Annotated in this window: 19 protein-coding genes; 18 read left to right on the top strand and 1 reads right to left on the bottom strand. The window is 49.4% G+C overall.

Annotated features, from left to right (window positions below):
* Window positions 1-2 precede the first annotated feature (2 nt).
* Window positions 3-134: a hypothetical protein gene (locus GNP95_RS26435; protein ID WP_269058964.1), complete on the bottom strand. Its 132-nt coding sequence runs from the start codon at window positions 132-134 to the stop codon at window positions 3-5.
* A gap of 597 nt (window positions 135-731) precedes the next feature.
* Between GNP95_RS26435 and GNP95_RS11045 the strand changes: the two genes are divergently transcribed.
* The 18 genes from GNP95_RS11045 to GNP95_RS11130 all read left to right on the top strand — a co-directional run bounded on the left by GNP95_RS11045 (window position 732) and on the right by GNP95_RS11130 (window position 13,734).
* Entirely contained in the window at window positions 732-1,205 is a 474-nt protein-coding gene (locus tag GNP95_RS11045) for a hypothetical protein (RefSeq protein ID WP_155610928.1), read from the top strand.
* A 206-nt stretch (window positions 1,206-1,411) separates the two neighbouring features.
* Window positions 1,412-1,903 (top strand): hypothetical protein, encoded by a 492-nt coding sequence (locus GNP95_RS11050; protein WP_155610929.1) that lies wholly within the window; start codon window positions 1,412-1,414, stop codon window positions 1,901-1,903.
* Window positions 1,904-1,929: 26 nt separating this feature from the next.
* Entirely contained in the window at window positions 1,930-2,730 is an 801-nt protein-coding gene (locus GNP95_RS11055) for a hypothetical protein (protein WP_155610930.1), read from the top strand.
* 57 nt (window positions 2,731-2,787) lie between these two features.
* On the top strand, window positions 2,788-3,666 hold the full coding sequence (terS, locus tag GNP95_RS11060) for a phage terminase small subunit (RefSeq protein ID WP_155610931.1): 879 nt from the start codon (window positions 2,788-2,790) through the stop codon (window positions 3,664-3,666).
* On the top strand, window positions 3,663-4,931 hold the full coding sequence (locus tag GNP95_RS11065; RefSeq protein ID WP_155610932.1) for a PBSX family phage terminase large subunit: 1,269 nt from the start codon (window positions 3,663-3,665) through the stop codon (window positions 4,929-4,931). The genes terS and GNP95_RS11065 overlap by 4 nt, the downstream gene beginning before the upstream one ends.
* 125 nt (window positions 4,932-5,056) lie before the next feature.
* Window positions 5,057-6,493 (top strand): phage portal protein, encoded by a 1,437-nt coding sequence (locus GNP95_RS11070; protein WP_230873773.1) that lies wholly within the window; start codon window positions 5,057-5,059, stop codon window positions 6,491-6,493.
* Entirely contained in the window at window positions 6,493-7,959 is a 1,467-nt protein-coding gene (locus tag GNP95_RS11075; protein ID WP_230873774.1) for a phage minor capsid protein, read from the top strand. The genes GNP95_RS11070 and GNP95_RS11075 overlap by 1 nt, the downstream gene beginning before the upstream one ends.
* A complete protein-coding gene (locus tag GNP95_RS11080) occupies window positions 7,946-8,284 on the top strand; it encodes a hypothetical protein (RefSeq protein WP_155610934.1) in 339 nt (112 codons plus the stop codon). Before GNP95_RS11075 ends, GNP95_RS11080 begins: the two co-directional genes overlap by 14 nt.
* 141 nt (window positions 8,285-8,425) lie before the next feature.
* Window positions 8,426-9,142, top strand: coding sequence for a scaffolding protein (locus GNP95_RS11085; protein ID WP_155610935.1), 717 nt, complete (start codon window positions 8,426-8,428; stop codon window positions 9,140-9,142).
* A gap of 15 nt (window positions 9,143-9,157) precedes the next feature.
* The gene (locus tag GNP95_RS11090; RefSeq protein WP_155610936.1) at window positions 9,158-9,535 is read left to right on the top strand and encodes a head decoration protein; all 378 of its coding nucleotides are present in this window, start codon (window positions 9,158-9,160) and stop codon (window positions 9,533-9,535) included.
* Between the two features lie 29 nt (window positions 9,536-9,564).
* Window positions 9,565-10,701, top strand: coding sequence for a major capsid protein (locus GNP95_RS11095; RefSeq protein ID WP_155610937.1), 1,137 nt, complete (start codon window positions 9,565-9,567; stop codon window positions 10,699-10,701).
* 49 nt (window positions 10,702-10,750) lie between these two features.
* Entirely contained in the window at window positions 10,751-11,131 is a 381-nt protein-coding gene (locus GNP95_RS11100) for a hypothetical protein (protein ID WP_196427145.1), read from the top strand.
* A 9-nt stretch (window positions 11,132-11,140) separates the two neighbouring features.
* Window positions 11,141-11,527 (top strand): hypothetical protein, encoded by a 387-nt coding sequence (locus GNP95_RS11105; protein WP_155610939.1) that lies wholly within the window; start codon window positions 11,141-11,143, stop codon window positions 11,525-11,527.
* Complete coding sequence (locus tag GNP95_RS11110) at window positions 11,524-11,856, top strand: hypothetical protein (RefSeq protein ID WP_155610940.1); 333 nt, start codon at window positions 11,524-11,526, stop codon at window positions 11,854-11,856. Before GNP95_RS11105 ends, GNP95_RS11110 begins: the two co-directional genes overlap by 4 nt.
* Complete coding sequence (locus GNP95_RS11115) at window positions 11,834-12,283, top strand: HK97 gp10 family phage protein (protein WP_155610941.1); 450 nt, start codon at window positions 11,834-11,836, stop codon at window positions 12,281-12,283. Before GNP95_RS11110 ends, GNP95_RS11115 begins: the two co-directional genes overlap by 23 nt.
* 3 nt (window positions 12,284-12,286) lie before the next feature.
* Window positions 12,287-12,691, top strand: coding sequence for a minor capsid protein (locus tag GNP95_RS11120; protein ID WP_155610942.1), 405 nt, complete (start codon window positions 12,287-12,289; stop codon window positions 12,689-12,691).
* A 2-nt stretch (window positions 12,692-12,693) separates the two neighbouring features.
* Window positions 12,694-13,248 (top strand): hypothetical protein, encoded by a 555-nt coding sequence (locus GNP95_RS11125; protein WP_155610943.1) that lies wholly within the window; start codon window positions 12,694-12,696, stop codon window positions 13,246-13,248.
* A 150-nt stretch (window positions 13,249-13,398) separates the two neighbouring features.
* On the top strand, window positions 13,399-13,734 hold the full coding sequence (locus GNP95_RS11130) for a hypothetical protein (protein WP_230873775.1): 336 nt from the start codon (window positions 13,399-13,401) through the stop codon (window positions 13,732-13,734).
* Window positions 13,735-13,737: the final 3 nt, after the last annotated feature.

Raw genomic sequence — 13,737 nt, forward strand, 5'->3', positions numbered from 1 at the left:
TATTATTTGAGTAAGGGAACGATCTGCTGTGCTTTGTCTGGAAATGTGCCAACAGCATAAACAGTTAATGCAAGAAGTCCGAATGCTACGATTAAGGAAATTACTATGCCAGATAATTTTTTAGTAATATTCAAAATAGTTCTCCTTTCAGTAATCATTAATTACAGAATAAACCATTTCGAAATTAATATCAAAATAGTGTGCAATTGATAGGAAAACGGTGCAAAGAGACCGAATTTTCGGGAAGATCGTTAAACTCGGTTTTGACTTCGTTTTCTGCAGCTCGTTAAAATGGTCTTGTCATACGTATCTAGTTACAAAGTACGTTATCTTTATAGCAAAGAGCGCAGCAATTTTGCGGCGGCCGGGTACGGACGCAACGATCTAACGGATCTCATTGCACAACAATTACATAAATAAATCGAAGTCGTTCCTTCCTGGAGCGGCTTTTTTATTTTGTCGAAACGGAGCGTGATTGTATGAAAATCCTTCAATGGCTAGTTAAGGTGACATATGGTAGATCGGAGCAGCCGAGAAACAGAGGTGAACGAAGACATGGCCGGGAAGCGTAATAAGCTACGGCGTCCTCGATTGGAGCTGAGGCAGCCCAACAAGTGCAAAGGGTGTATTTGGGGATCGTGGACAGGGACGAAGCAGTTTTGCAGCAAACAACGATGTATTAAGAAGGGAAATCCTTCCTGATGTCGAAGTATGACGGGGGAGGGAGTTCTGTGGAATTAAAAGATTATATAACGATTGTCATATCTTTACTTGCACTTGCCTTGTCTTTATTTAATTTTGTTATTAGTAGAAGAAAGTCAACGAATCTATTTACTAAGCTGAGCGTGTTAATCAATGGAATTGAATCTGATATAAATTCGATACATTTCATTTTTAAAAGCATTCATTTGTTCCCTTGGGGACATCATTACAAGGAATCAAACGAATTAAGTTTCCAAAGCCGGAAAATATTATTACAGCAAAAAATTGATAGTTTTAATGAGTTGTTAGTTCAAGATTTAAAAATAAAACGAAAAGACAAAGAAAATATATTTTCTATCCTAATGGGAATAGAAGGCGATTTATTTGAATTAGTTCATTATCTTGTTGAAGAAGAGGACGACCTCGAGGCTTGCCAAAACTTTATTAACTCAATGCTAATGGGAGTAAGAACAATAAAAGACATTATTAGTAAAGCTGAATAAAATCGCGGAGAAAGCACCTTAACCGGTGCTTATTCTTTTACCTACACGACGTGATACACGCCTCGTTTTAGGCACGTATGTTCTGAATGTCCATTTGTGGTGCCAACATGACAGAGCGTCAGCGCGGTGGTATTCTGTGCGTCTCGTGACGAGTTAATGCCTAATCACTTCACAAAACCAACTCAACACAAAGGAGGCGGCCTTTCATGCAGCAGCCGATGCTCGATCTGGCTGATTATGGCCCATGGCTGGTGACGCATAAGGGTGACCGTGCTTGCCGCCTTCTCGCCGATCGGCATTATTCTCGGCAGAATGTCGGTCATCCGATGTTCACACGCCCCGGGCGTAATCTTGTCCTTCGGACGGCAGCCGGTGATGCAGTGTGGGTAACCTGGTCGGGGATTCGAGACGACGCTCTGCAAGCGTGGGAGTGTACTATCTTCCGCAACGAATCGCAGCACCTCAGCAGCGACATGATTCGCGCTGCGGTAGCGGCTACTATCGCCGAATGGGGCCAACCGCCACCTGATGGCATAATCACATATGTTGATCAATCGAAAGTCCGGAGTTCTAATCCGGGCTTTTGTTTTTTGTCTGCAGGCTTCCGACGAATCGGAAAGAGTAAGCGCCGGGGGCTGCGTCTTCTACAATATCATTCCTTGACCAGTGTTAAGAATATGTCGGATACTGGAAGATAATATGTTTTAAGCTTGGGGGTAGTGATATGGATTCCGAAAAAACACGAAAAGATGAATTGAAAAAAACGTTCAAGATCGATCAGGGAGCATTAGGGGAATTCCAAAGGGTTTATTTAAGTTCCATCGCCCCTATGCAAGATGCGATTCGAAAGCTGGCTGAGTCATTTAGAGTAAACATACCAAAAATAGAATTCCCGAAGATTCAGTTTCCTAAAATAGATTTAGGGGAATTCACCAAAAATTTAGAGGAAGAGTGCAAAAGCAACGCTAAGTATGGTTGGTGCTTATCAAGCGAAATGCCGTTTGGAGCTTATCGAGAAATCGCACGTACTGACGATACTCAGGAAGTAAGAGATCAACTTTTTGTAAAAATGTTTGAAGAAGATGGCTTCCGGCTTTATAACGATGAAAAAAGGTTTATTATTTCCTCAAGTTCTGAGGAATGGAGAGATTTTTATATAGAGTGTTTTCAAGCATTTGAAGGCGGTATGCTCAAAGCTGTCATCCCATCATTAATATCTGCAATTGAACACGAACTTGCTTCCGGTATTGAAAGTGGTGAGATAGGAAAAAAATTAATCCGAAATGCTCAGCAATCTTTTGAAAGTAAGTGGGGGCCTACAGGATTTGTATATGTTATGGGGGCTTCGGTTATCTCTTTACTAGAAAACGGGTTGTTTAGGGGAGATGATTTTTCTAAACCACGTCAACCGTTGTTAAATAGGAATAGAGTTCTTCATGGTCGGGATAATCCATCTGAATGGAGAAATACAGACGTTTACAAGTTGATTACTATTATATCAGCAATCCAAATGTTTCGAGATTAACATAAAAAAGCGTGCCACGATAGCACGCTTTTTTATGTCGGAGGTGGTGATAATGTAGTGGCGAGACAACGAGACCCAAGGCGCGACGAGGCATTTGAAATATGGAAGGCAAGCGGGGGCGAGATCGACCTTGTAGACATTGCCGATCAACTCGACATTTCAGCTGGCACGGTCCGAGGGTGGAAGTCCAAGGATAAATGGGAAGCAAAGTTTAACGGAACGCTCCGATCAAATGAACGGAACGCTCCATTGAAAAATACGGAACGTTCCAAAGCTAGGGGCGCCCCAAAAGGGAACAAAAACGCCGTGGGAAACCGCGGCGGTGCTCCGCCAGGGAACCAGAATGCGAAAGGTAATAAGGGCGGTCCCGGCGGCCCGCATCGTAACGATCACGCCGTGACACATGGATTCTTTCGGAAATATCTGCCGGAACGCACACTTGAGATCATGGACCAGATCGCGGACCGTTCGCCGATCGACATGCTATGGGATCAGATTATGATTCAATACACGGCCATCATTTCGGCCCAGGAGATCATGTTCGTCGAGAGCAAAGACGAAATGATTAAGGAACTGAAGAAGCGGAAATATGAAATTCATGATGTCGGTAAGGACAAAGTAGAGTTGGAAGAGAAAGTCACAGAAGAGGAATACGAATTCCAATTCTCATGGGATCGCCAAGCAACATTCCTTAACGCCCAATCCCGGGCGATGGCGGAGCTTCGCAGCTCCATTAAGCAGTTCATCGATCTGGCCAATGAGGACGACGAGCGCCGCCTGAAGCTGGAGCAGATGCAACTGAACATCGAGAAGACGAAGGCGGATGTTGATAAGGCCACTGCCGAAGCCGAGAAGCTGAAGAAGGGATCGACCGGCAAAGAACCGCTTCATATCATTGTTGATTACGGCGATGACGAAGAGGATGATACATCATGAGTGCTGCCGCAGCTGTTAAGGTCCAGTTCAATGCTCACTTTAAAGAGGTCAATCGATCGAAGCGCCGTTATCGAGCTCTCCGCGGAAGCGCGGGTTCCGGGAAGTCAGTCAACATTGCACAGGACTACATTCTTAAGCTTGGCGATCCGAAGTATGCTGGCGCGAATCTCCTATGCGTCCGTAAGGTCAACGAAACCAACCGGAATAGTACTTTCGCCGAACTCACCGGGGCGATCAACCGGATCTACGGAGAGCGGGCGGAAGAATATTGGGAAATTCTCCGATCACCGCTGACGATCCGCAGCAAGGTAACTGGGAACGAGATCATATTTCGTGGAATGAACGATGTTCGGGACCGGGAAAAGGTTAAGTCCATCAACTTTGCCCACGGCAAGCTGGTCTGGATATGGGTGGAGGAAGCTACAGAGCTGCAGGAATCGGATATCGATATCCTCGATGACCGGCTGCGCGGTGTGCTACTGAATCCAAACTTATACTATCAGATCACTTTTACCTTCAACCCGGTTTCGGCGCAGCACTGGATCAAGCGGAAGTATTTCGATCGTGAGAGCCCGGATGTGCTGACGCATCATTCTACGTATCGGCAGAACCGCTTCATTGACCCTGCATATTATCGGCGGATGGAGCGCCGGAAGATCGAGGATCCGGAAGGCTATGCGATTTACGGCGAGGGCGAGTGGGGCGAGCTTGGTGGACTGATCTTCAAGAATTATATCATCCATGATTTTGATACGTCGTTCGAAATGTTTGACAGTATGCATCATGGCCAGGACTTTGGATTCAATCATGCGAATGCGATTCTCACCGTCGGCGTTAAAGATGGTGAGTTTTTTATTTGCGACGAGATTTACGTGCATGAGCTTCCAACGGATCAAATCATTGAGATCGCCGACCGAAAGGGGCTGAGCAAGTATCTGGCTATGTATTGCGACTCCGCCGAGCCGGACCGGATACAGATGTGGCAGAATGCCGGCTACAACGCAACGGCTGTCGTCAAGGAGCCCGGCAGCGTTCAGGCACAGATCGATTACCTGAAGCAGCGGAAGATACACATCCATCCTGACTGTGTCAACACTATCAAGGAAATTCAGCAGTGGTCATGGAGGAAGGACAAGAAGACGGGGTTATATTTGGACGAGCCGGTTAACTTCATGGACGACGCGATGGCCGCATTGCGGTATGCTGCAGAGCCGCTGCGGCGTCCGGAGATGGTATACAGCAACCAACGGCCTGCGGGCTGGTGATGTGGTATTGGTCACTCTTTTTTGAGTGGCTTTTTTATTTGCTTTGAAAGAAGGTGATGAACCTGACGATTGTTTATACAAATAGGAGTTTTCCACCGCCGCCGTACGACCTGGAGATTGGTCTGATGCATTATTATCGGCTCCTGTACGAGGGCGAGCATGCTGAGATCTTCCCGCGAGCCCAATCGGTTACAAAGGAGCGGCGGCTGGTCCGGCGCCGCGTAGGCGTTCGATCATGGCGGCAGGTAGAGAAGGTTTTCAGCGCTGATAATCAATACATCGTCGCCAACTTCAGCAGCCTTATCGTCGAGGTCCCTGCGGATCTCTTGAACCGGTCGCTCGGGAACATCTCGGCGGACACGGAACAAGGTCCGGAGCTTGAGTTTGTTTCCGAGGTCGTCGCAGCCAGTAAGCCGAACGAGAAAATTTGGGCAGCGGTCACGCAGCATCAGGTTGACGGAATGGTAGCCTACCGTACTCGCCGGGACGAATCCGGCGCGACATGGTTCGAATGGGTCCTGGGTGACAAGTATTTGCCGCACGACGACGGCCGCGGTGCAGATATCGCATGGGTCGAAGAATGGGGTGAAAACGACCGGAAAGACCGCTTCCTCCGGGTGGAACGGCAGCGGCTTGATTCTGCCGGGCTCGCCATTCAGCAGCTGGTATTCAAAATGGAAGGCGACAATGTCAGCGATGAGATTGATATAGAGGAGTACGCTGCAGACCATGGCCTTGAAATTCCTGAGAACACTGTGCTTGCTGGTGTAAAGGAGCTGCTATGCGGATCGATCACCAATGACGAAACTCTGACCCATCCTCGAGGGAGGTCAGCTCTCCGGAATATCGATGGTATCCAGGAGGAGATCAACTGGACGATCACCCGGGACAGCATCGTATTCGAGAAGCACGGGAAGCCGAAGTTGGCAATTCCTAAGGGATTATGGGATACCGTCGCTACTGACAACTATAAAAATTATGGTGGTCGTTTTGTCCGGAATGCAGATCTCGAAGTTGTCAGCTACAACGAGAACAATGGCGCCATTCCTATGTACATCACCTGGGACGCGAAAACGCAGCAGAGCTTCGAACACGTCACCCGGTTGATCAAGTACATGCTTGTGATCAGTAAGACTTCACCGCAGGCAGCCGGGCTGGAGGATGCAAAAGGGAATTCAGGCGTTGCACTGCTGTACTTATGGATTCAATCGGTCATTAAAGCCGAGGCAATCCAGTCGAAGTTCGACGCGGCGATTAAGGACGCCATCCGTAAATGCATGATTTTGGAGAACGCTCTGGGCGGCGCATCATTAAAGGCCGTTGATCCTGTTGTCGAGTGGGGAGATATGCTTCCTAAGGCGACGAGCGAGAAGGATACCGAGGAAATAGAGAAGTATTCCGGCGGAGTTCAGTCGCTTGAGACTACGGTGCGCCGCATGCATCCTGACTGGTCCGAGGAGGCGATCGAGGCCGAGATTCAGAAGATCACGGACGAACAAGCTGCTGGCAGCATGAACCCTACCTATACGCAGCCGCCTCGAGTGAACCTGGGTGGTAGCTGATGGCGGACACCGAAAAGCTAATAGCACTCTACACTCTGGCAGGTGAGCGATTACTCGAGCTCATCCGATCACTGGAGGAAGGTAGTTACAGTCGACGCCGCAAAGAAAAGCTGTTGCAGCAAGTCGACGAAATCCTAGCTGAGCTTACCGACGGTGCAGCGATAAGCATGTCCGAGTTATTGGGAGAGGCATACAAGGAAGGGATCCGTGAAGCGGCTGGCAGCATGCTTATACAAGGCATTCCGAAAGAGCAGATCAACACTGTGCTTGAACCCATCATTCATCATCGTGCCGTCCAGGCCATCATGGACGATTCCTTTTTTCGTATCCTCGAAGCTACTGACAACATGAGTATGGACGCTAAACAACGGATCGAAGAGGTTGCCCGGGCGGCCATCGAGCGGATGCTTACCGATGGTGTCAGCCGGCGGCAAGCAACGAAGGAAGCAGTCGCCCGCATGACGGAGCAGGGCATCACCGGCGTTGTGGCCAAGAACGGCGCCCGGATCCCTGCGGACAAGTATATGAATGGCGTCGTGCAGTATAATCTCCGGAAGGCACACGTCACCGGGGCCGAGAATACGATCACCCAGAACGGGATCGACTTGGTCTATGTGAACTTTGTAGGAATCACCTGCGAATACTGCGCCAAGTACCAGGGGCGGGTGTATAGCATTAGCGGAGCGGATCCCCGCTTCCCGAAGCTTGAAATTCGACCGCCATATCATGCGCATTGCGTTCATTCTATCAGTGCTTGGATTGAGGAATACCAGACGGCGGAAGAAGTCGAGCGAATGATTGCCACTTCTAACAGGCCGTTTACCGACAACCGGACTGAAGCGAACATTCGACGGTACAATGAGATCCAGCGGGACAAGTCACGTAAGAATGAAACACGCAAGCAATGGATGCGATACAAAGCTGTGCTGCCAAACGATACGCCGGATCTTCGCAGGTTTGCCAGCCTTAAGGCCAGAGACGGGCAGGCGTATAAGGATTTGCAGGAACTTTACCGCAGGGCAAACGTAGTAAATAGGGAACAAAGCCTGCCAAAAAACGTTGCGGCGATCAAAATCTACGGTCAAAATGTTATAATGGTGAAAGATTCAATGTTATCGGCTGGGCCGACATGGAAGCAGCAAGGACTGGCAGAATCACATCTGGCGAAACGCATAAAGAGAAACCATGTTCCATCAGACTGGACGTTACGAGAATATGAAGGTAAGATAGCCGAGCTTGTAAAGGAACCAAACAGCCAAGTCTATCGATATCACCTGGAAGGTTTCAAACAGGACTATTATGTATTCGGTGACGGTAGACAGTGGATCACAATTCTCGGACAGGACGGCATGATGGAGACTGCATTTCCACTTGATAAGCCGAGCGATTACAGAAATTATTTAACCCTTGATAAGGGATACACGTATTTGGGTACTGTGAAGGAGGTCGAGGATGGTGCAAAATGAAATTAATAATTATGAGGACGCAGCAACGGGTGAACTGCTCAGTATTGCGGAATTGCAGTTCTCTCTGGTGAGTCGCGACACCTTGCAACAATCGACTTTAAATCCGCAGGAACTCGAGCGAGTTGTGGAATTGGACCGAGCATTCATTGAGCGTGCCCAGGAAGTCAGCGACTTTATTGCAACATACGGTGACGCTGATGGCATCTTTTTTGAGAAGCCGCCGCAGCGGTGGTGGTGGCACATTGCTCGTATCGCATCGGGGCATATGTCGGTTGATCCATCGGCTCGAACCGTTGCATACCAAGGGAAAACATATGAATATTGACACGCCTTCGCATTAGAGCGAGGGCGTTTTGTTTTCTAAGCTGGCCAATTGCGGTCAGCTTTTTCTTTTGTCCAAACCGTGGCATGACATAAAACTGCTATTCGAGGACAGTCCACCCGGACGTAAAACAGGAGGATAAAGATGCGCGAATATATTGCAAGACGGTTTCCATTAGTGTTGGATCTGCAGACTTTTGCCGAGGGCAGCGGTGCTGGCGGCGAAGGTGGAGAAGGGGGCGAAGGCGGTGGCAATGGCGGCAATAGTGGCGATGGCGGAAACGGTAGCAAGACGTTTACCCAAGCTGAACTTGATGCTGCTGTTCAGTCACGGCTTTCCAGAGCCGAGAAGAATGCTCAAAAGTCTCTGGCTAAGGAATTGGGTTTTGATTCCGTCGAGGCCATGCAAGCCGCGCTGAAAAAGGATACAGGAAGCGACAAGAAGGATGACGGGAAACTTGACCCTGCGGAAGTCAGCCGCCTGGTTGATGAGCAAATCAAGGAGCGCGAGAAGGAACAGAATCAAAAGACCTTCAACCGCTTACTAAATGCCGAGGTAAAGGTGTTGGCAAATGAACTCGGGTTTGCCGATTGGGAAGATGCGCTTGCTCTGGGCGATTTTTCTAAGGTCAAAGAGAATGACCGGGGCGACTTAGAAGGTGTCAAGGAAGCAATGGAAGACCTGGCCAAGAAGAAACCACATCTTCTTATAGTGAAGCCTGGGGGCGGCCGCTTTGGCGCCAATATTGGTGGTACAAGTTCGACCGATAAGAAAAAGCGTCATGAGGAAATCATCAATTTAGCTAAAAGCCGTGGGGCAATCAGCGGGCAAACCGTTAACGACCCTTGGGCAAGAAAATAAGGAGGTAATGTAATTATGAGACTGCAACCAAGACCGCGAGTTACTGTCCAGGATGAATACGAAATTTTGGCATCGTTTGAAGTGATCCGGGAGGTAACGAACGGAATCACGATTGATTCTGCTGCTGTCAAGGCTGACGGAAACGGCGACAAGATCATCAAGAAAGGCATGCCAATGGCGAAGCTTACCGCTTCCGGCAAATTTGTCCCCTATGACCCTGCCGGGTCCGATGGCAGCGAGAACCCGACCGTTATCCTGAAGCGTACGGTCAATGTCAAATACGGCGACCATGTAGTCGGCGGCTATGAAGTGGCCAAGGTGATCACGGAGCGGATTCCAGTAACGGTGGATGATACGCTGCGCAGCAAGATGCCGCATATTGTATTTGCCTAATATCAAACAAAGGAAGGAATGTGTAACGAATGACGAAGAAAAAACAATTTCGCTATAAACTTGATCTCCAGACTTTCGCCGACGATCCCATTGATCTGACGCTCGAGGAGGCGCTGACAGGAGAAGATTTGTTGGTCTACTCTCGTAACCTCGAAGTGTCCAATGAGTACCTGCATCCGCTCTTTTTTCCACCACGGGAAACTGCGGAGCTCACGGTCGATGTTATCCAGGAAGAATCGCCCCGGCTGCCGGTCATGGCCCAGATCGCCGAGCTTGGTACCGAAGTCGAATATGGATCCCGGGAAGGTTTGAAGGGATCCCGTATTGAGATTCCGAAGATTCAGCGCGGTCGCTACATGGATGAGAAGCTTGTTCGCATGGCTCTGCAGGCTTCCCAAAGCTATGGTCTACGTAATGAGGAGCGCAACCAGTTGCGTAATCGGCAGCTGAACGATGCCCAGTATGCCGTTGACGCCATCCGCGCGCGTCGTGAATGGATCGCCATGACCTCCATCTGGAGCGGCAAGGTAGTCTATACCGAGGGAAACGTGAAGGTTGATGTTGATTTCGGATACACAACCGAGCAGAAGCCGGTGCTGTCCGGAACGGACCTTTGGAGCGACATCATTAACTCCACGCCGCTGGATGATATTCAGCTCTGGGTTGACCAATGGAGAGCCAAGGGCATCCGTCTTCGCCGGGCGCTGACATCGCAGAAGATCATCACTCTGCTTCGCCGGAACCTGTCGATCCGAAAGGCCTACCATGGCGATCCGAGCGGCAACGCCCAGCCTCCGCAGCTTACCAAGGCTCAACTGGATACTGTTTTCGAATCCATGGAGTTCCCGACGTTGGCTGCCTATGACACGCAGGCTCGTACCGAGGACCGTGCCCTGACCGGAGGCAAACTTTCCTTTACGACTGTGCGAATGGTGCCAGAAGATCGTTTTATTCTCCTGCCTGACGGCCCGCTGGGTAACTACCTGTGGGCGAAGACGACAGAGGAAATGATGGCCGAGATCGAGGCTGAGCAAACCGGCGACATGGGTCTGTTTGTGTTCCGTGACGTAACTAAGAACCCGATTCGGTTGCGGACAGCTGGCGTCGCGCTGAACTTCCCGGCGTTTGCCTGGGCTGATTCGGTCGTATCGGCAAAGGTTCTGTAAGGAGCTCTTCTGAGGGCTCCTTTTCTTTTTCATTAATTACTCGGAAAGGGTGAAGAAAGTGGACTTGCAAATCACAGGTACTGTGAAATACAACGGAGACTGGAAGAAGTCGGGCGATGAAATCCGCAAGGTGGATGATGAAGTCGGCAAGATGCTTGTTGCTGCAGAAGTCGCCAAGGAAATCGAGCCGCTGGAAGAAGATGATGCGGGCGGAGACGAGTTGAAAGAGCTCCGCGATCGTGCTAAAGCGCTGGGCGTGTCGAATGCCGGCCGGCTCGGTGAAGCGAAGCTGAAGGAAGGCATTTCAGAGAAAGAGGCTGAACAGTTGGCCGAACTCCGCAAAAGGGCCGCTGAACTAGGCATCAAGAGCGTCGATGAAAAAGACGCCGAAACGCTTGCTGCAGAAATCGCTGCTGCCGAACAAAAGTAGGTGATTGGAATGGATAGGCAAGAAGTAGCCGACTGGATCGCGGCCAACATGCTCGATACAGAAGCTTGGGATCGTGGGACAGAACAACGGCAAACGGTTGCTATCAAGCAGGCCGAGCGAAACCTCGCTAGGTGGTACCCTGATGTTGTGCTCACTGCCGAGATTGTTGCTTACCAAACTGTTTGGGAGTTGCAAGGCATTGATCCGGCATTGAAGTACCAGAAGCACAACGTTAAAACCGTCTCCGACAATGGCGAATCCATCAGCTACAAAGACGGTGAGCGGTCTCTCGTGGCTCCTGATGTGCGTGCGCTGCTTGGCTCTACCGCCGATGAATTGGCTGAGGAGGAAGCCGCAGAGGCGGCACAGTTGCAGTATGGCGGTGCATTGGTATGAGTATCTTTGGATACCCGGCAGAGGTGACACATTGGCATTCCGAGGTAGACGATTGGGGGCGGCCATTACCGCCGACTAGCACGGTTAGGGCAGCCAAGGTCATCGAAGAGCAGCGGCTGGTTCGGAATGCCCGCGGCGAAGAGGTACAAATCGCTTACGAAATCCATGTCGAAGGCGCTATTCCGATTGGTTTCGATGACTACTTCATGTACACTAATACGCTCGGGTTAGAGATCCGCTGTGATGTGGCTCATTTCGAAGTACGCAAGTTCCTCGGAACCGATGATGTGAAGAAGGTGATCATCTATGGCCGGCCGCAAAATCTTTAGTTTTGAGCTAGAAGGACTTGGGTCTATTCTCAATAGATTGGATGAGCTGGAAAAAGAGATTGATCAGCGGCTGGATGAAACACTTACCCGGCTGGCCTTGAAGGTCATCGCCGATGCAAAACGATTGGCGCCAATCGATGAGGGAGATCTGGAAGCGGCCCTTATCGTCGGCGAAGTGAAGCGAACCATTGCCGGTATATATATTGACATTGGCACGAGCCCGGAGGTTGATGATTATGCTGTTGTTCAACATGAAGGATTCCGGAAAACGAAGGCAGGGAAACTTGTCGTTTTGACTCCAGGGGAAAAGACCAGGAGCAAGCCGGCTCACGGTGGCTATATGCCAGGAAAAAAATATCTGGAGAACGCTTTGAAGATGAACGAAAAGCTCATTTTGGAAGAACTCTCCAAGCTATTGGAGGGGTGATGTATGCTCGCAAGCGACTTGATTGCATTCCTGACGGTTGCCGGCTTCACCGTTTATCCGGATGCAAACTTTATTCCGGCCGAACTTCCTGAATTCAAGATGCCTTGCCTTTTCGTATTCGGGACCGGCGGGTATGCACCGCATGAGTATGTGCCTACAGAGCGTCCGACGTTCCAGGTGATCGTGAAGGGCAAATCGTATAAGGATTTACCGACAAACATGGCCGCAACGGAGGCGCTCGCCAAAAGATTGGAGCAATTGTTTCACCGTAAAGTAAATTACAAGGTCGGCCAGACTCATGTGTTCTCAAGCAAAGCCATGCAGCCGCCGATCTATTTGGGGCTGGATGATAAGGACAGGCCAATGTATTCAGTCAATTTCATGTTTTATACGAAGGAGGAAAAATAACAATGGCAGCAGAAGCAGATAAAATTTATGCAGGACCAGGAATTTTCATTTGGGGAGTTGACGAGAATGGTGTTCCGGAAACTGATTCAGTTGTATTCGACATGACGCAGGGAGGCATCCGTTTCTACACGGAAACGACTTACTACGAGCCGACAATCGACCAAACTGGTACTGCAGCAATAGACACCTTTACGACTGGAACAATTGGCCGGGTGGAGTTTGATACCCCGGATATGGATTTTGGTAAGGTCGTAAAGTTTAATGCCAATGCTTCCGAAGTAGTCGATGCAACAGACCCGGACAAGGTGAAATACCAAGTGACCGGTTTGGCAGGTAAGAGATTGCCACGTAAACGGGCAATGATTCAGCCGCAAGGGGTCACTGACCCTGCGCGCTTCATTTATCTTGAATCTTGTGGCATTAAATTCGATGCGAACGCCCAGTTTATGCTGGACGACAACCAGAAATTCACGATCAATGCGACGGCTTACCCGGATCTTAACGCGACTCCAAGAGGACTGCTCTATACTTGGGGCGACATCACAGCAACAGCTTAATATTGGATTCATTAAACAAGGGGAGGGCCTGTGCCTTCTCCTTTTTTATTTTATTGGAAGGATTGATGATCAATGTTCAGTCTTAGTAAAAAAGATTATGTGACGCTTGGAAACAAACGGATTCAGGTTCCGAAGTTGACTCGAAACCGATTGAAGAAACTGACAGACCACATTGGGACTATTGGTGATTTTCTTGTCAAATTATTCCTTACTCCCGAAAAAGATCGTGCTGTTTTCATTGTGGCCGCTGCCGACGTTTCGATTGATGAGGTTTACGAATTAACCTCAATCCTGAGTGATTTGCCAGTTGAGTACCTGGATGAGCATGCCGCGTTCGGCGAATGCACTGAGTTTCTTCGGTTGACATGGGAAAAGAACGATATGAATGAAGCCCTAAAAAACTTAGGCGGCCTGATTCCACCGGTGGCTCAGCAGTTCGTGCAGTCGATCGTCAGTCGGATGAATCGGGCCGGAACCCAAGAGTAATCA

The sequence above is a fragment of the Paenibacillus woosongensis genome (assembly GCF_009725165.1).
Lineage (GTDB): Bacteria > Bacillota > Bacilli > Paenibacillales > Paenibacillaceae > Fontibacillus > Fontibacillus woosongensis.